This window comes from Pseudoalteromonas citrea, assembly GCF_000238375.3.
GTDB classification, from domain to species: Bacteria; Pseudomonadota; Gammaproteobacteria; order Enterobacterales; family Alteromonadaceae; genus Pseudoalteromonas; species Pseudoalteromonas citrea.
Genome location: NZ_AHBZ03000021.1, coordinates 495,349 through 511,024 on the forward strand (window position 1 = coordinate 495,349; position 15,676 = coordinate 511,024).

General features: G+C 40.8%; 29 protein-coding genes. 3 read left to right on the plus strand and 26 right to left on the minus strand.

The genetic code is table 11. The annotated features are described in order from the left end of the window. Nucleotides 1-2 precede the first annotated feature (2 nt). The 20 genes from PCIT_RS13920 to PCIT_RS14015 form a co-directional block, all read right to left on the minus strand. On the minus strand, nt 3-953 hold the full coding sequence (locus tag PCIT_RS13920) for a hypothetical protein (RefSeq protein ID WP_010365135.1): 951 nt from the start codon (nt 951-953) through the stop codon (nt 3-5). Next, on the minus strand, nt 943-1,317 hold the full coding sequence (locus tag PCIT_RS13925) for a hypothetical protein (protein WP_010365134.1): 375 nt from the start codon (nt 1,315-1,317) through the stop codon (nt 943-945). Before PCIT_RS13925 ends, PCIT_RS13920 begins: the two co-directional genes overlap by 11 nt. Continuing rightward, entirely contained in the window at nt 1,304-1,498 is a 195-nt protein-coding gene (locus tag PCIT_RS13930; RefSeq protein ID WP_010365133.1) for a hypothetical protein, read from the minus strand. The genes PCIT_RS13925 and PCIT_RS13930 overlap by 14 nt, the downstream gene beginning before the upstream one ends. A 2-nt stretch (nt 1,499-1,500) precedes the next feature. Further along, nucleotides 1,501-1,644: a hypothetical protein gene (locus PCIT_RS13935; RefSeq protein ID WP_157592784.1), complete on the minus strand. Its 144-nt coding sequence runs from the start codon at nt 1,642-1,644 to the stop codon at nt 1,501-1,503. Between the two features lie 2 nt (nt 1,645-1,646). Further along, a complete protein-coding gene (locus PCIT_RS13940; RefSeq protein WP_010365132.1) occupies nt 1,647-1,907 on the minus strand; it encodes a hypothetical protein in 261 nt (86 codons plus the stop codon). A gap of 2 nt (nt 1,908-1,909) precedes the next feature. Beyond that, nucleotides 1,910-2,740, minus strand: a complete 831-nt coding sequence (locus PCIT_RS13945) for a major capsid protein P2 (RefSeq protein ID WP_010365131.1) — start codon at nt 2,738-2,740, stop codon at nt 1,910-1,912. 190 nt (nt 2,741-2,930) lie between these two features. After that, nucleotides 2,931-3,083 carry a hypothetical protein gene (locus PCIT_RS13950; RefSeq protein WP_157592785.1) on the minus strand — a complete coding sequence of 51 codons (153 nt, stop codon included), beginning with the start codon at nt 3,081-3,083 and terminating at the stop codon, nt 2,931-2,933. 140 nt (nt 3,084-3,223) lie between these two features. Then, entirely contained in the window at nt 3,224-3,931 is a 708-nt protein-coding gene (locus tag PCIT_RS13955) for a hypothetical protein (protein WP_010365130.1), read from the minus strand. Continuing rightward, on the minus strand, nt 3,928-4,473 hold the full coding sequence (locus PCIT_RS13960) for a hypothetical protein (RefSeq protein ID WP_010365129.1): 546 nt from the start codon (nt 4,471-4,473) through the stop codon (nt 3,928-3,930). Before PCIT_RS13960 ends, PCIT_RS13955 begins: the two co-directional genes overlap by 4 nt. Nucleotides 4,474-4,482: 9 nt before the next feature. Further along, nucleotides 4,483-5,052: a hypothetical protein gene (locus PCIT_RS13965; protein ID WP_010365128.1), complete on the minus strand. Its 570-nt coding sequence runs from the start codon at nt 5,050-5,052 to the stop codon at nt 4,483-4,485. Further along, entirely contained in the window at nt 5,049-5,321 is a 273-nt protein-coding gene (locus PCIT_RS13970) for a hypothetical protein (protein ID WP_157592786.1), read from the minus strand. Before PCIT_RS13970 ends, PCIT_RS13965 begins: the two co-directional genes overlap by 4 nt. Next, nucleotides 5,318-5,590, minus strand: a complete 273-nt coding sequence (locus PCIT_RS13975; RefSeq protein ID WP_010365126.1) for a hypothetical protein — start codon at nt 5,588-5,590, stop codon at nt 5,318-5,320. Before PCIT_RS13975 ends, PCIT_RS13970 begins: the two co-directional genes overlap by 4 nt. Nucleotides 5,591-5,745: 155 nt before the next feature. Continuing rightward, nucleotides 5,746-5,934 (minus strand): hypothetical protein, encoded by a 189-nt coding sequence (locus PCIT_RS13980; RefSeq protein WP_010365125.1) that lies wholly within the window; start codon nt 5,932-5,934, stop codon nt 5,746-5,748. 3 nt (nt 5,935-5,937) lie between these two features. Next, on the minus strand, nt 5,938-8,400 hold the full coding sequence (locus PCIT_RS13985) for a hypothetical protein (protein WP_010365124.1): 2,463 nt from the start codon (nt 8,398-8,400) through the stop codon (nt 5,938-5,940). After that, entirely contained in the window at nt 8,390-8,635 is a 246-nt protein-coding gene (locus PCIT_RS13990) for a hypothetical protein (RefSeq protein WP_010365123.1), read from the minus strand. The genes PCIT_RS13985 and PCIT_RS13990 overlap by 11 nt, the downstream gene beginning before the upstream one ends. Continuing rightward, the gene (locus PCIT_RS13995; RefSeq protein WP_010365121.1) at nt 8,632-8,829 is read right to left on the minus strand and encodes a hypothetical protein; all 198 of its coding nucleotides are present in this window, start codon (nt 8,827-8,829) and stop codon (nt 8,632-8,634) included. Before PCIT_RS13995 ends, PCIT_RS13990 begins: the two co-directional genes overlap by 4 nt. Beyond that, nucleotides 8,826-9,086, minus strand: a complete 261-nt coding sequence (locus PCIT_RS14000; protein ID WP_010365119.1) for a hypothetical protein — start codon at nt 9,084-9,086, stop codon at nt 8,826-8,828. Before PCIT_RS14000 ends, PCIT_RS13995 begins: the two co-directional genes overlap by 4 nt. 1 nt (nt 9,087) lies before the next feature. Further along, entirely contained in the window at nt 9,088-9,333 is a 246-nt protein-coding gene (locus PCIT_RS14005; protein ID WP_010365118.1) for a hypothetical protein, read from the minus strand. Continuing rightward, complete coding sequence (locus tag PCIT_RS14010) at nt 9,330-9,533, minus strand: hypothetical protein (RefSeq protein WP_010365116.1); 204 nt, start codon at nt 9,531-9,533, stop codon at nt 9,330-9,332. Before PCIT_RS14010 ends, PCIT_RS14005 begins: the two co-directional genes overlap by 4 nt. Further along, complete coding sequence (locus tag PCIT_RS14015; RefSeq protein ID WP_010365113.1) at nt 9,530-9,901, minus strand: helix-turn-helix domain-containing protein; 372 nt, start codon at nt 9,899-9,901, stop codon at nt 9,530-9,532. Before PCIT_RS14015 ends, PCIT_RS14010 begins: the two co-directional genes overlap by 4 nt. A gap of 155 nt (nt 9,902-10,056) precedes the next feature. Between PCIT_RS14015 and PCIT_RS14020 the strand changes: the two genes are divergently transcribed. After that, nucleotides 10,057-10,494, plus strand: coding sequence for a helix-turn-helix domain-containing protein (locus PCIT_RS14020; RefSeq protein ID WP_010365110.1), 438 nt, complete (start codon nt 10,057-10,059; stop codon nt 10,492-10,494). Nucleotides 10,495-10,518: 24 nt separating this feature from the next. Here PCIT_RS14020 and PCIT_RS14025 read toward each other — a convergent pair whose 3' ends face one another. The 3 genes from PCIT_RS14025 to PCIT_RS14035 are packed head-to-tail and all read right to left on the minus strand — an operon-like array spanning nt 10,519 to nt 11,473. Next, entirely contained in the window at nt 10,519-10,797 is a 279-nt protein-coding gene (locus PCIT_RS14025; protein ID WP_010365109.1) for a hypothetical protein, read from the minus strand. Nucleotides 10,798-10,817: 20 nt separating this feature from the next. Then, nucleotides 10,818-11,321, minus strand: a complete 504-nt coding sequence (locus tag PCIT_RS14030; protein ID WP_010365107.1) for a hypothetical protein — start codon at nt 11,319-11,321, stop codon at nt 10,818-10,820. Between the two features lie 8 nt (nt 11,322-11,329). Further along, nucleotides 11,330-11,473 carry a hypothetical protein gene (locus tag PCIT_RS14035; protein WP_192992807.1) on the minus strand — a complete coding sequence of 48 codons (144 nt, stop codon included), beginning with the start codon at nt 11,471-11,473 and terminating at the stop codon, nt 11,330-11,332. A 190-nt stretch (nt 11,474-11,663) separates the two neighbouring features. Here PCIT_RS14035 and PCIT_RS14040 point away from each other — a divergent pair, with 190 nt between their 5' ends. Both PCIT_RS14040 and PCIT_RS14045 read left to right on the plus strand, forming a co-directional pair. Further along, nucleotides 11,664-11,897 carry a hypothetical protein gene (locus tag PCIT_RS14040; RefSeq protein ID WP_010365106.1) on the plus strand — a complete coding sequence of 78 codons (234 nt, stop codon included), beginning with the start codon at nt 11,664-11,666 and terminating at the stop codon, nt 11,895-11,897. Between the two features lie 3 nt (nt 11,898-11,900). Continuing rightward, a complete protein-coding gene (locus tag PCIT_RS14045; protein WP_010365105.1) occupies nt 11,901-13,118 on the plus strand; it encodes a tyrosine-type recombinase/integrase in 1,218 nt (405 codons plus the stop codon). 79 nt (nt 13,119-13,197) lie between these two features. Here the strand turns inward: PCIT_RS14045 and PCIT_RS14050 are convergent, their stop codons facing one another. From PCIT_RS14050 to PCIT_RS14060, 3 genes are all read right to left on the minus strand, one after another. Further along, nucleotides 13,198-13,803 carry a hypothetical protein gene (locus PCIT_RS14050; RefSeq protein ID WP_010365104.1) on the minus strand — a complete coding sequence of 202 codons (606 nt, stop codon included), beginning with the start codon at nt 13,801-13,803 and terminating at the stop codon, nt 13,198-13,200. Nucleotides 13,804-14,243: 440 nt separating this feature from the next. Next, a complete protein-coding gene (locus PCIT_RS14055) occupies nt 14,244-15,350 on the minus strand; it encodes a replication initiation protein (RefSeq protein ID WP_010365103.1) in 1,107 nt (368 codons plus the stop codon). A 74-nt stretch (nt 15,351-15,424) separates the two neighbouring features. Continuing rightward, complete coding sequence (locus PCIT_RS14060) at nt 15,425-15,643, minus strand: helix-turn-helix domain-containing protein (RefSeq protein WP_010365101.1); 219 nt, start codon at nt 15,641-15,643, stop codon at nt 15,425-15,427. Between the last annotated feature and the right edge of the window lie 33 nt (nt 15,644-15,676).

The following is a 15,676-nucleotide window of genomic DNA, read 5'->3' on the forward strand; positions in this document are numbered from 1 at the left end:
GGTTACTTTTTCCCTGCAATGAGTGCTACAGCTACAACCGCAACAGTGAGCCCTAGGGCGATTGAAATGTACTTGATCATGCTACTCGCAGAATCAGCAACTAAGTCTTGGCCCTGTAATGATGTTGATTTAGCAAGGGCTGCAACACGGTCTAATGCAAGCGAATTGGCTTTCATATTCTCATTTTGAGACTTGGCTAAAAACTCACTAACACTTGATTGAGACCCAGCCAAATGCTCTAAACTTGATGAATGTGCATCTATTAAGTTTTCAGAAACATCAGCAAACATATTCTGGTTACCAGTTAACACACCATTTGTTAACTCACTAATCGTCTGCAAACCATCTGTTGTTACGTTCGATAAGTGATCAATACTTAATTCAGCAACATTACCAAGCGCCCCACCGTATTGCGCTGCAAGTTCAGCGTTTAGCCCTGCCATTTGCTGAATTGCATGCTCAGCAACACCACTATTTGCTTCAATCGCGATATCTGCGGTATCAAATGCCCGGCCAATGGCCCCACCATCTAAAATATTTATGGTGCCACTGTTACCCGCATACTCACCTTCATTATGTACTGAGTTATCAGTATTAAATGAATCTGAATACTCTTGGCTTTGGTCATACTCATTGGTAACTGAATTATCAATATCTTGCTGAATTTCATTTGTTACTGAGTTGTCAGTATTGAACGAATCATTCCAATCTTGCTCAACCGAGTTATCAGTATTAAACGAGTCAGACCACTCCCGCGAGTTATCTATGTCTTGCTCGACAGAGTTATCTATGTCGTATTCATAATCATTGCTAACAGAGTTGTCTATGTCGTAGTCATAATCAGTACTACTTGCATCAACGTTACTAGCGCCAGCAAATTTCCCATCATTCACAATGTGCGTTGAATTTTGACGTGTGGTCGTACTTTGACTACTTTTGGATTTACCGCCCATTTAGCACCAACCTGTATACGTATTCGTCATATAAAATCCCTCTTCGTTTCTCAACCAGCTGCGCTGGTAAGTTGGCAAATCCATGCCTGATATACTCGGGGTTACGTGTATGCCAGCGTATCGAACTGCACTTTAACTGCCGTGCATAATTAATTAACGACTCAATAGCATTCAAAAGATTGCGCCCCGCGACTGCGACTATCACTAACTCATGCGCTTCCTTGCGCGTAACAATGAAGAGTTCTCCAACTCTATGTAGCTGTGATATTCCCTGTCTTATCTCGCGTTTAATTGTCCCTTTCCCTCTAAAAAGCGCGGGGCGCAGAACACGTAGAACTGGTTCAGTTAGCTCAACGCTTTGCACTTAACACCAAAAAAGCAGCTAAACCTAAACCAACATACAAAACCCACTGTGGTATACCTTTGTTGTAGTTCATGCTGCCAAAGCGCGTGTGATTGTTGTAAACCGAATCACCATTGCCCGACTTTGCATGACCGCCGTTAATCGGCATCGTCCCTGTGTTTGTAAATGACTGTGGCAACATAGCTATTTACCCATCATCAAATACGCAAAATATGCCGCACCCGCTAATGCTGCCAATTTTACAACCGAGCGCATAAAGCCACCCATTGAACTACCAACAAACAAACCCGTTGCGCCAGCTACTACTGGCCAAATAATAAATGGCATCGCTACTTCCTTAGTAATATCACAAGCAATACGGCAACCCCGATCCCCGCAATAATCATCGTATTTTGGTTCAACGGTGGTTGCACAACTGGCCGTGCAACCACCGTTGAACCATCTACTTGACGCCCTTTAATCGGCTCTTGCGCTTTTACCACTTCGGGTTGCTTTGCTTTTTCCTTTTCAATTTCAACGTACGCATTGGTAATTGTTGAGCCAATTTCGCCGAGCTTTTCAAGTCCACCGTTAAATAAGTCGGCCCACATAATTAATCCCCCGCGACTGGAATGCGTTTAACCTGGTCATAACCTTCTATGTAGGTTTTAATTGCGCCATTGCTATCAACTTGCAGTTCAAACCCCAGCCCCAATGTTGGTACTGAGCCATCGCTGCCAAAGCCAAATAACGTAAAATCTAACAAACAATAGCCGTCTTGAAGCTCAACATTGGCTACACGCTGTAATGCGTAATCTAAATCAGCACGTGTAATGGTTTCGATTGTTTGCGAACCACGCTTAACTTTAATTTGCGCAATTTTCACTTCTGATTCATCAAACAAAATACGTTGCACAAAACGGTTTGCACCGGTGTTTGGCATTTGCCAAGTATGATCACCCGCGGCACCCGAAATTTGCGTTAAATCGTACATAGTCGGTTTAAAAATACGGCCATAGTTATCTGTATCAGTGACATATGCTTTGGCTTTCAAAGTTGGGCGCTCAGGGTCGTTAGTACCCCGTGAACCAAACTCAATTTTTAGCGTTACATCGTCATTCAGTACTGTAACTAACTGAGTCTGATAAATACCCGCAGGCGTGCGGTAATCAAATTTAGAAAGGTCAACAACAAAGCGGCCTGTTTGCTTATAGCGCTTATAGAACGAGTCCATTAAGTCTAAAATCTCGTTAGTACGAGTTACTACAGGCACACCACCAATATCTATGGTGATTTTTTTAATTGTTTTTACGTTTTTCAGGTTCGTTTCAAGTTCAATACTGTGATATGTCACACCCGCCTGAAGCTTAATATTCCATTCTTCGTTGTAATCCGTTCCTGTCGGAGACGGTAACTGTGTTCTTGAAGGTCTTGATATATTCATAGTCGATTACCCGATCACGTCTTCAACTGCGTCAATATTGTTTGATGCATAAACTACTACCGCAGCAATAAACGTTGCGATACCTGCTGTAATTAAATGTGTTTTCATTGATTTACTCATCCGTTTTAACTTCCTTGTTTAGTACTTGCTTCGTGAAACATTGCCCCAAATACGCGGGGTACGATTACGCTTACGCCGCTGGGCTTTGCGCTGTTTTTTGGCTTGCAGCCGTGGCGTTAATATTCTTGCTCTTCCGAACATGTGCTCGTCCTTTTGCTAGTTTGCATATCACAAACGCAGCCACTGCGGAGATTCCTGTAACTGATAAATATAATTTGTTCATTGTTTGGCTCCCGTTGCTGCTGCGTTTGTGTTTTTTCACATTAGGCAATCGTTTCGGTTAACGTCAACGGGGTAGAAATGGAGTTAACCTATTAGGTTAAATTAGGTGTGTTTTTTTTAAAAAAAGATAAAAAAACCGCTTTACGCGGCTTTTTTCTTTGGAAATTTCAGCTTTCCTTTGGTCACATTGTTAAATCCTCGGCCATTTTTAAAGTAATATTCAAGCGGTTCTAGGTCCGTAATTTGCTTTTCGGTCACGCCTATTTCTCGTGCAACCCTAGATACATCTCCGATTGCTTCTTGTATACCAACCCACTTGTATGGGGACATTGATATAACAGTGTTCGGAATTGGCTGTAAACGCTGGCTAACGCTATGCGTAACAAAGCCAAACTTACGACCACCTTCAAGTAATTCACCGTAGATAGAGTCTTCATCACCTGACGTGACTGTAACTCGATTTATCTCTTCCAAATACAAGTGCAACAGCTTTTTATGATGACCATCGCCCATCGCCCAGCAAGCCCTCAGGAATGCCAGAAACACACGGCGGCGCTGGGCTGTGCCGCTGGGCAAGGTTTTAGGTGTAAACGCTATTTTAAAGCCCCGATTAGTCTGACGCCCCGCTTTTGCAGCATTAAAAAACGCGGTCAGACTACTGTATGTACGTACTTCACGATTCAAAAACCGCTGCCCTTTGTACTGTCCGTATGGGTCCCACATGAGCACTTGATCAGTTTCTTTAACTCGACCCATTTGACGCACTGCGGTTGACTTCCCCGCTCCTGTTGTACCCGCATACAAACAGTGCTGTGCGTCTAACGCGTCATTAGGTCTAATCGGTGTCATGCAGCCTCCTCCTTAACCGCATCGTCTGTGGTTTCAGTCAGTTGTTCTGGTTTATCATTTGCAGCTTTCTCAGCTTTGATACTGCGAACTTGACTAAACGACTCACGCACAAGCGTAGCTGTGAACAGCGCAGCGACTAGTTCGTTTTGGTACTGACCGAACGTACCCATTGCAGCAGGTCCGTACTTGACTATCAAAGGGCCGTATTTTTCGATGGCTTCTTTTTTCATTTCAGGTGGTAATGTGAACTCAGTCCCAACCATCGTACGGATAATCGACTCGTACGACTCAATAGCCATGAACGCCACACCGCCAGCCATATCTGGTGACATAGCATCGGTATTAGAATCGCTGGGAACCATGTTTTCAGCGGTTCCTATCGGTTGTTCGGTTGGTTCATGCTTGGGGATAAAGTCGTTGTCTTCATCTTCTTTTTTCAACGTTGCAGCAAGCGCTGTTGCTTCGCCCTCTCGACCCTGCAAAAAATCGTTTTCTGGTTGTTCTTGCTGCTCTGTCGCTTGGTTTTCAATGTTATCTGTCATGTTATTTCCTTATTTTGCTAATGCTAGTAAACCGCCAACAATGGCACCGACCACAGCAAACCCAGCTAATTTCTTTGGGTTAATGGGGTCATTGGCGGCGGGTGTGTTTGGTTCTGTAACGTGTTGCGGCTTGGGTTCCTGTTGTAGTTGCTCAACAACATCAGAAACCGCGTCTTTATTGGTTTCTATCGGTTGCTCGGTCGGTGTGTTACCGTTAATAATCTCGATAGCCTTTGGGTCACCGTCTGCTATTGCTTGAGCAGCTATCTCCATTCCAGACTCAAACGCCTCAACAGCCTCCTTATCTGTCAGTTCATGCTGTTCAGCCTCACCAACCTCAAACGCTTCAAGCGCCTCAATGTTGGGTTGCATGTTTTCCCGTATTTTGTCTTGATAAGGTTTACCTGCACATTGGTCAGTACCGCAATTATCGCACTGCAAATAGCGTAAGTGCGCTTTTCGACCTTTGGGTGCATGAACAGTTGCGATATGGCCGCAGTGGTGCCGATATACTCCTAAAACAGGGTTTTTACTTGTTCTGAGCGGTATCGTACCGCCGTTACCTTGAACGGTTTTCATTGCGCTTGCTCCTGCATTCTCTGCTCTAAACTCGTGACTTTTTGAATTAACCCATCCATCACTTCAAAACTTAAACTGATCGCTTGGTCGGCTAAATCAACCTTTTTCGCCATATCCCACGCGGTCAGACCATCCGCCTGTTTTTTTAATAATTTACACTCATGAAGTTTGATAGAAATATCATTAGTCAATGAACACCCCCCGCAAGTTTTTGGGGCTGTTAATTCAACCTCTTCAAAATCTCTATGTGTTTTTGAACCTATCATCATTCACCTCTTAAATTGCCTATTAATTTTTCATCATGTTTGGTTGTTTTTACTCTGAATACTTCGCATTTAATCGCGTATGTATCATCATCTGAGAACTGCTCGACACGCCCGTTTTTCTCGCATTCTTCTAGCAATTTTCTATATGCGCTATCACTTGCCGCGCCATAGAGAACCGCTAATAAACAGAACATACCAAAAAGCATCATCAAGCCTTGTTTGATGGTTTGATTTATATTCTGTTGTTTTTCTAGCTCGTAAACTTCCGCCATACCTAAATTATCCTTTTATAACTTTTTTTAATTTTTAAAATTTTTTTGGAACTCAAAAAGTGTTAAGCCAAATATATTAAATTCTGTTATTTCAACGCAGTACTCTTCTTCACTCGTGAGGCCTTTCCACTCTTTTCTAACTTCTATGCTTATCATCAAATCGCCTTTTTCATTTTTCCAGTAGTTAAAGAGCGAGCCATAAATGGTATGTAGTCGGGGTTCTCACACAAGAACTCGCACATCTGCTTTACTTCAATTTCAGCTTGCTCTGGTACCCAAACAGTAATCTTTTTTTGCCCCTTTTCTTTGCGTTGTTTTTCATACTTTTGATTACGACTTGTCATGAGTTAATAACCCCCTGTCACCAGTGACGTGTTGTAATATTCATCATCATCGGGGGTTACTAGCTCGAACCTTGAGTACCAAGCCATAACACTCTCGATTGACTCATCAACAACTCGCTGAGTATTAACTAACATCTTGGTTACAGCGTTTTCTTCTGCACGTTGTTGTTTGATATGCTCGCGTGAGCATTCGCGGCTAAATACGGTTTTCAGCTTCCAGCCACGGACACCAACCGCAAAATCTAAGAACTTTTTAAACTCGACTGCGTTGGCAAATTTAGCAACGCCACCACGAGCAAAGTTCCCGTGTAATTCTCCACTTAATGTTTTTAATTTATTAGTTAATCGCGTTTGCTTTTGCTCTAGCTGCTTAATGAACTCTGCGCGTTTTTCGGTAGGTGTTTTCTTATTAATATTTTTTAACTTTGCAACGTCAGCAACAAGCTTCTTCGATTTATTCTCTGCAATGTTTCGGCGCTTGCGCCTTAGTTCTAGCCCTTCTTTATATTCTTGTATAAGGCCAAACATATGCTGTGACTCATGTGTTGCACAGTTCTCCCATTTCTCAGCACGAGCATAACGAGAAATATTGTATCTATTACCGCGAATCTCTCCTTGTGACCCTTCTGATCCTTTTGTCATATAGCCAACAGCTTTAAGCAAATAATTTGATGCAGCAGCAGGAGAATGAATTCGCTCTAGTTTAAAAAAGCCATTCCCCCATTTTTCTTCAATTATTTTTGCCCATTCATGAAAAAACATAGGCTCAACGTCCCAACGCATAAGCATATGCGCGTGATAATTTTGATGCCCGACTGATTTTATTTTTGTTGGCCCATCACTGCCCCAATCATACTCACGCTCTCCATGCTCAGTACGCGGGGCCTCACCTATCCACATGTAATCAAATACAGGTTTACGATTTTCATCTTGAATGCACTCAACATAACCCCATGCATATTCTCGACAATCAGTATGTTCAATGCACTCAACAACCCCCCAGTCATACAAACGCTGTGTATTATGAGTAACATTTTCTTTTCTAAACCCTTCTGCACCGTTTGAACGGACAACACCCCATGGGTATTTTTTAGCTTTACGCTCTAGAGAACTACAAGAAGTAACGCGGCCAGCCGCACCAAATGAACTAACTTTTCCCCATGGATACAGCACATCGTTTTGACCAATGCTATCAACTCGACCCCAAGGGTAATAGCGTGAGTGTGTGGGCTGAGAACTAACTTTCCCCCATGGATATAGACGATCATTTTTACCAATACATTCTATTCTGTAAGGCTTTCCATTCGTTGCATAATATGTGCGCCCCTCAGGTGTAACACCTAGTTCATGTGTGTACGACAAAATACCCGTAGCTGTCCAACCACGCTTATGCATTTTCCCGATCAAATCTAAGAAAGGACTAAGTTCTTGGCCGATTGTTGTGCGAGTGAATTCAACTTTTGTAAATGCCAACTCAGTTTCAATCTCATCATGTAATAACTCTCCCTCAGCTGTGTAAACAGCATCAAGAACAACGCTCGATTTTTTATATACACGCTCTTTTTTATACTTTCCATTATCTCGACATACCAACGTGAATGTTGATGACGTCTTTATTTCTTCGAAAATCACGACCCCATCACTATCTAAAACAGCGGGGATATGCGTCACAGATTCTTTATAAACTCTGACTTTTCTATAATGATTATTATCTAGTCTGTATCTTGCTTGCGCGTTCATTGTCGGCGTACAAAATGTCGTATACCCACCCTTTACAGCTTGCATGTACAGACCGGAATCAATAATTTTACCGCGAGCGCTGCTTGTTAGTTCATTTGTCACCCTATCGCCTGTCGTTGAGTCAGGCGCATCACTGGCCTTTGTCACCTGCGTACACACAACTCGATATTCACTTGACCAGTTTCGACTTTGAAAATGAACTCGATTTTTCTGGTTGTTTGCAGTAACTATTTTTGGCTTTTTATTTGCTGGCCTTTGTTTATCATGAGCGCAATTCAGCGAATAAACAGGAGAAACAAAGTGATTTTTCTCTACTTCTGCAACAAACTTAGGTCGTACCTCGCCTGTCTCTAAATCAATAAATTCATTTTCACTAATACCGTAAAGCTCAGCGCGCCTTGAGGGACTTTGACGCTTAAGCGTACCAGCATATAGCTCTCGTAACTTCCACGCTCTCAGGGTATCTAGAGTTAGCTTGGTTTTAGGTATAGACTTAAGAATTTCCTTTGTCTGAGATTCGCGCCTTATGACAAGCCTAGCTTTTTCCGCTCCCTTCGGGGCGGCGGCTGCGCCGTCTGATTTGCGTTTATACTGAGACTCGATATGTTCAAGCCATGTGATCGACTCTTCCGCATTTGTCTGCGGAATTTCATCACGAAAAAAAGCGCCGTCTTGGGCGCTTTGTATTGCGGTTAAAATATCCGCTTCGGATATGTTAATTTTCATCAACACACCTCGAAAGCAGTTCACTCAATTCATTTGCGTCTGATAAACAACCCAAATCGCTAAACAAATTAATGTCGCTAACTATCGCTTTATATTCTGAGTTATTATGAAACTTAACACCTTTATTTGCCATGTCTCTCAGCACGCACTTATACCAAAATATACGGCGTTCAATAAGTTCAATTAATGGAACCGCTGGTGATAAGCAAAAAGCTAGACCAATATGGTTAATCATTCGCTCAGCCCCCCATAACAATTATTAACAGGTGCCGCCATCCAGTTGATAAGCAAACCCGAGTCACGGCGCGCTTGCTCGTGTTGCTGTGTGATAATTTCGGCTTCTGCAAAGTCAGCCTGATTCGGCGTGTCGCGATTGTGATAAAACGCGTTCATTTGTGCTGTGTCATTTACAAATTCTGCTCTGTTCATTTCTCCACCTTAAAGCTACTAGACAAATACAAAACACCGTAGCCCCTCCCGCCCGTTACTATTTGAAACCCCCACTCGCCAACTGGCTTTGCCCCTCGCTTTAATACGAAGCCCTTCTTTTTTGCTTCTGTTTTTGTCATACATTCAACAGGGAGTTTTTGACGCTGAGAGTCATCTATATGAAATTTCTTGCCATCAATTAAACATTGGCAAACGTAAATTTTTAGCTCTAGTTCTGCTTTTAATTTCTGGTTCATATCACGCCCCATTATTAATTAACTGCTCGTGTGCTTTGTCATGCAATTCACACGCTAAAACATCAAGATAATGAGCGATTTTGTGCAACCCTTCCTCATGCAGCATGTCAACAAAATCCAATGTCCGTTTAGCAAAAAGTAAGTCACCTTCCGGATCGGAAAGATGTGTCTTTTTGATTATCGTTTTGATCACTAGCGCTCTTCTAATTGCAGCATTTAACCACAAAAAATAAAGATTCGACTTCATATCACGCCCCTTCTTGCCAGAATGCTCGCGCTTTGAAGCGCTGATAAATCGGTGTATTCACTGATTTGTTTTGTGCGAACTGGGCGCTTAGGCTTTTTCGGGAAAAACTTTTCTTGCAGCGCTTTGATTTTTGCGTGCTGACTTTCCCAGTGCTTTGGATCAGTTATAGGGGTTTTGGTTTGAACGATATATTGACTCATAAATCACCCACCATACCTCGATCAACACCCAGCTCTTCACTTATTGCTGTAATAAAATCAAGCTTTTCTTTCTCTGATGCATCATTACTGATTGCTAGCAAGGGCCTTCCTGTTTTTTGCCCTTTTAGCATCGAAAAAGCATAAGAACCGGATTGATTTTTATAGCTTTCAAATTGAGCGTTCAAATCGCTAATGCAAACGTCTCCATTTGTGAACTTTTCTATCTCTCCGGCAGCGCAATCAGGTACTTTACGGTAGCCATAAATATAAGCTGTAACCGCTGCACTTGAGCGCCTCAAATAAGCAGCTAACTGGGCCTTTACAAATTCGCTATCATCCTGCTTTTTTATCCATGTTAATAACCTCATACACACCTTGTAATTTAATTTGTAAGATACAATGATGTAAATGTAATATATTACAAATATATTAGCAAGCGCATTTTTAGTTTTAAAACTAGATTTGATTGCTTGTGTATACAGTTGTAATATCTAACTACTAGGTATTAGAAAGGTAATCGTGAATGGGACCACCAAATTGGCTAAACAAGGTTAAGCACTTAATGCGCGAACAGGGCGTTAAGCAAATTGATCTTATGAGTGTTTTTGGCGTCAAAAGCCAAGGCGGGGTTAGTCACTATTTCAGCGGTCGCAAACAAGCTTCGCCTGAACAACTCCAGTCGCTTGCAAGCCTCTTTTCCGTTGACGTATCACTTTTGACAACTGAAACTAAAAGCCAGTCAAGCGCATACGCGATAGATGCAGCGGCACTCACAGAGACATTTCAAACACTAGCACGCATTGATGACTTTTCTGATGATGAAATATTTGCGTTTTTCAAGGTGTATGAAAAAATGGGTGGCGCAAGAATAGCAGAGGCTTACGACGTTATCACAAAGCTAAACAAGCAAAGAGAAGAAGAACTCGAAAACAAACTATTTAAACTAAAAAAGGCCCAATAAAGGGCCTTTTTTATAATGGTTCCATTACTTTTTAGTTGATTTTTCTTGCTTTAACTGCTCCATCACTTCATCTCTACGTCTCAACATAATTACTTGAGAAGCGAGACTATCAGAGTTTACCGCATCAACATGAAGACCTATCGCCTTAGCTTTTGCATATGTGTCTAAGCACACAATATTAGTAAACTCTATCCCTTCGTTTGATTCAGTATACAACCCCTTGGCTGCAACCACCTCTCTAACGACTAAATAACTTGCAATTAAAACAATCCAAAACATGGCTAAGCTTGTAAAGAAATCCATCTATAACACCATTCAAAGCTTTAACTAGTAAAGCGCTTATCTTTATTAGCAACGATAATACATGTCACACACACAAAAACCAACAAAAAATTAACACCAACAATTACAAATGTATACACGCTTGATGTGTAATCTGTGCTGAACATTGATTTTTCAGTGAATCGAATTAAGTGTACAAAAGCCTGTATTGCATATAAATAAATCGAGAACACAGCCACTTTGCTCAATTTTACTTTTACTTTCAAATGCAGCCACCTAGTTAGTGACATTGCTAAAATGTAAATCGAAACAAAAGAAAGATGCCATACGGCCTTTGACATTGCACCTTCACCACTTGATGCAATTGCGTATAGATATGGCGTCAATACGTTCATTAACAACGCAAAAACAACCAAGCAACTTAGCAATATGCTGTAACTATCGAGTCTCTTAAACAGAAATAGATACATAAGCCATAACAGCACATATGCTAATACAACATGCTCTCCTAAAGACAGTAATAATTGCTCAAATGAATTAAACAAATAACCTCCTACGGCTGCGCTTTGCCCCTTGGCTCATAGCTTGCACTCCTAGCCTGACGCATTACAGGATCCAAACCGCTCCCTCCTGTTCCACCCGTAACTTTTCGCAACTCAGTCTTTGATAAACAATGTAATTTTTTACGATTACTCATAGCAAAATCTCCTTAATGCTCAAATTAACTTATATTAAAAATTACAGCTTTGCAAAATAATATTACAAATAACTTGACTGAAATAACAAATATTACGTAATATTTTACACACAAAACCGATTGCAACCCAATAGTAGCAAATCTAACCCTCGTTAAATAGAGATGTTGAAATTACATTTAAGGAAGTTAAATGAACAAAGTAAAAGCGACAGAACATGTATACACAGCCAGAGAATATGCCGAACAAGTTTGTTATGGCAAAGTAACATATTTTACCGTTCGAAACTGGGTAAAAAAGTGGCTCACAGAGGGCGGTTTACCCTCTGATCACCGCCTTATAACACTGCCCAATGGTCGTGTCCTCATCGTAGTAAATGATGCTAACGATAGAGATTTACTAAATCACTTAGTAGCAAATAGGTAGAAAATGACACCTCGTAGAAGAGTTGAAGGCCGTGATGAATGGCCCGAAGGACTGTATAAAAGGAAAATGCGTGGCGTTGACCGATATTTTTTTAAAACTGAAACGGGTAAAGAAATCTTTTTCCCGGCTAATACTCCTTTTATCGAAGCATATCAGGCCGCACAGGCCTACAACGAACAATATCGCAACCCATTAACCATGCTTGCTGTCAAAATGGATAAGTACAATCGTCCACTTAATGAATGGAGCAAAATAATATTACGCAGAATTAAAAATGAGGAGGAACTGGGCGAGAATGCATTAAGTACATTTGAAAAAGATACTGACAGGCTGAATGCTCTTTTTGGCCATGTTTTAAGTAAAGAGATCACTCCAGAGCATACAACCGAGTATCTAAATCATTACTGCGCTGGTAAATCAAAGAATGTTTATAACCGAAAGTTGAGCTTTTTGAATAAGTTCTTTAGTTACATGATGGATGAGCAAGCAATTACTACTCACCCCAGCATTGGTAAAAAATGGCGTAAAATAAAGCGCGTTGAAAAACAAAAAGCCCAAGCAGACTTAGACAAAGAAGGTTATATCGCAATATATGACGCTGCACCAACGTGGCTAAAGGTTGCTATGTCGATCTGTTTGCAATCAACACATGCAGTAAAAGAATTGCACAGGCTTAAGCATAAAATTGCTAAACCAAAAGCTGGAGAATGTGGCTGTGTCTGGTTTAAAGAGCCAAAAGAAACATGGTGTGATTTAACCAGTAAAAACGTGGTTATTTATGGCAATATGTATATTCACAGACATAAATCTCAGCATAAAAAATCTAGTTTCGTGTGTATTCCAATTACTGAGGCTTTAAAGTCTGCCATTGACCTATCTAAAACAGACGGGCTAATTTGCCCTTACATAGTCAGACGCAAACCCACACGTAACAATAAAATCTCAAAACACTGTGATCACCGTTTTCAGATCACCAGCAACAATATTAGCCGTGGTTTTTCAAAAGTACGTGATGAATTAGAGTTGTATTCGCATTTACCCAAAGAAAAGCGCCCTACCTTTCATGAAATACGAAGACTATCGGCTCGAATACTGCTTAATGCGGGGTCTAGCCCTTCTCAACGTATGGCCCATTCAGACGAAGCCACAACCAAAATATATACCGATACCAATGATATTGAGTGGACAGAAGTAGCGCCATTGAGTGTCAGGTTTGATTAGTATTATTTAATCAAATCTGACCATTGTCTCCTATTAAGGGTTTACTTTTGCAATGTTCGACTTAGCTGTTGATAACCTTTTAACTATTATTCGCTATAGGATCTTCGACAATCTTCGTTGAAAGTTGTGCAAAAACTTGCTCAAGGACCTCAATCAAATGGATAATTAAATTAATGCTAAGTTCCCAAGTCAAAAAATCCACTGCCTTACCATAAAGAAGATTGTAAGTATTTCCATTAAAATAAAAAACACTATCTTCTTTACTTACATTCGGAAAGTAGAAGCCATTGTTATGAATGCAATTTCTAAGTTCTTTCGCAAGAAGAAACCCCTTGTTAGATTCTGGCGTTACACATTTTTCCAAATATTTATGAATTTTACTATTTTGTTCATTTTTCGGTAGTGTACGAATTATTATTTTGATAGCACTTTCAAACGTTGAGAATAGTGTGATAAAGAAATCATACCTAACTCGTCGCTCTGCATTATCACGATCCAAATCCGAGATATCATTCCGATTCAAAATTTCAGGTGAACTAAGCAATACATATACTCTAACTTGCGCTAGCATTATTCCAAATGTAGTACTTCTCACATCTGAAGGATGAGCCCCATTGGCTAGCTCATTGCAACGTATCAGTTTTTCCTGAATTTTTCTAAATGATGCGCTTAATATTTCAGTCATATTTAACCTTGTTATAATCAGATACAAGACAGCGCACAACGTTTCTCGCTGCCGAACACAACTCTTAAAAACGCCCTATTATACAGTATTTCAACAAATACTCCTTTTTTTAACATCATGATTTTTTTATACAAAACTTTGCTTCTGATGTAAGTTTCAACTCTATGAAACATAGCTCTAGTTGGTTTTAACCATTTGAATATATTGAATTTAAACGAGGAAGAGACTGCAAAATGGGGTGTCAGGGGTCGCAGGTTCAAATCCTGCCATACCGACCAATCTTTTCTCCTCCAATTCAATTAGTTAACTCTAACAGCATTCTAAAATGTAGCGTTCCAACTGAGTTAATCTTATTTTGGTGTAGCATATATGTAGCCTATTCTACTTCTACATTTTAAAGCTACATACATACTACGTTTATTCCCCTAAGTTTATATCCCTTAACACTTAATACCCTGAAGGGAAGCATACTTAACATCTTTAATTAAGTGATTATACTTCGCTACTGTTTGTCGAGTGAGTCCCGTTTCGTTTGCAATGTTCTTCTGAGTAAGCTTTTGACCCTCAGTGCTTAACTTGCAGAGAGCTTGTTTGATCAACGCCTCAGATGTTTCACGTCTTTTCTGATGGGTATACCGCGCCCCTTCACGCTGAGCGAGTGCAGTGGATTGAATGGGTATTTGATATAGCCATGTTCCTGCTACCCCTCGATTATGGTTAGGAAAGTATTTTTGCCAAGTCCAAGACGCTACGCTTTGAGTGATCGACTGCAATTCTTTGTACTTCAGAGGAGATTCTTTTGCTAAGCCAAAACCATCAAAGTTATTCAAACTTTCAGCAACCCCAAACAAATGTTTTTGCCAGTCTTCAAATCGCCAATTTTCTCTGGCGTAGTTAACTCTTTTATAAGCAGTGAAGCGTAGTTGGTGAAACAAATAACAATTACGGGAATTTGCAACTGCCCCCCAGTCAAACCCATGACCATACTCCCTTGTAGGCTTATGTAGGAAGTCATTTAATTCGTTGAGGCTGTATTCATGCGCATGTAAGAAAGTCGTTTTCCAGTGAGGATGAAGCGGGTTTTTGCATAAAGGTCCTGTATAGCCCTCATCTGCTCCAAGTTTGATTCGCATAGCTTGGTTTACATACTTCAGAAACGCGATAGGTTTGCGCCTGCCTTTAAGGCCGGTTGTAACGCCCTGAATAGCATAAAGCAGATGCGCACCTCCTTGATCCCCTACCCTGCCAAATTTACATATAGATGGGCCGCTAATAATAATGTTCGGTGGGGGTAGTAATTTGTCTTCCCAAGAAAATGCTGATTCATCATCTATATCAAAAATCAGCCAATATTGAATAGCTTTTGGGTTCACTTGAACATGAAGATATTCAACTAAAGCTATTTCACCATAACGGTAACGGCCCATTGTTATATCGTCATTAGTGCAGAGTGTTCTTGGTGGTGTGGTTCTATACAACCTTTGAATTAGCTGTTCTCGTGCGCACAAAGGCATAACAGGAACTAGCTGTTCTGCATTATTTGTCATAAAATATCCGTGTTGGAGTATATTCAACACGGCAGGCGGATAGTTTGGTCGCTTACGCCTGCCGTATTCGCAAGCTAAGCAACTTCGCCGTACTTTCTTAGCCAGGCCTCTAAAGTAGACTCTTCAAAAAGCAGCTTTCCACCTATTTTTATTGCTTCTGGCGCAACTTTTTTAGCAAGATCAGAATCACCTTGCTTAAGTGCAGCTTTGCGTCTATTTCGGATATTGTACAAATGCTGCGGTGTACAGTTTAAAAACCTTGCAGCTTCTTTTGTGGTAATAAATGCGGACATGAACCCTCCTAAAAACCAAACCTGTTAAATACG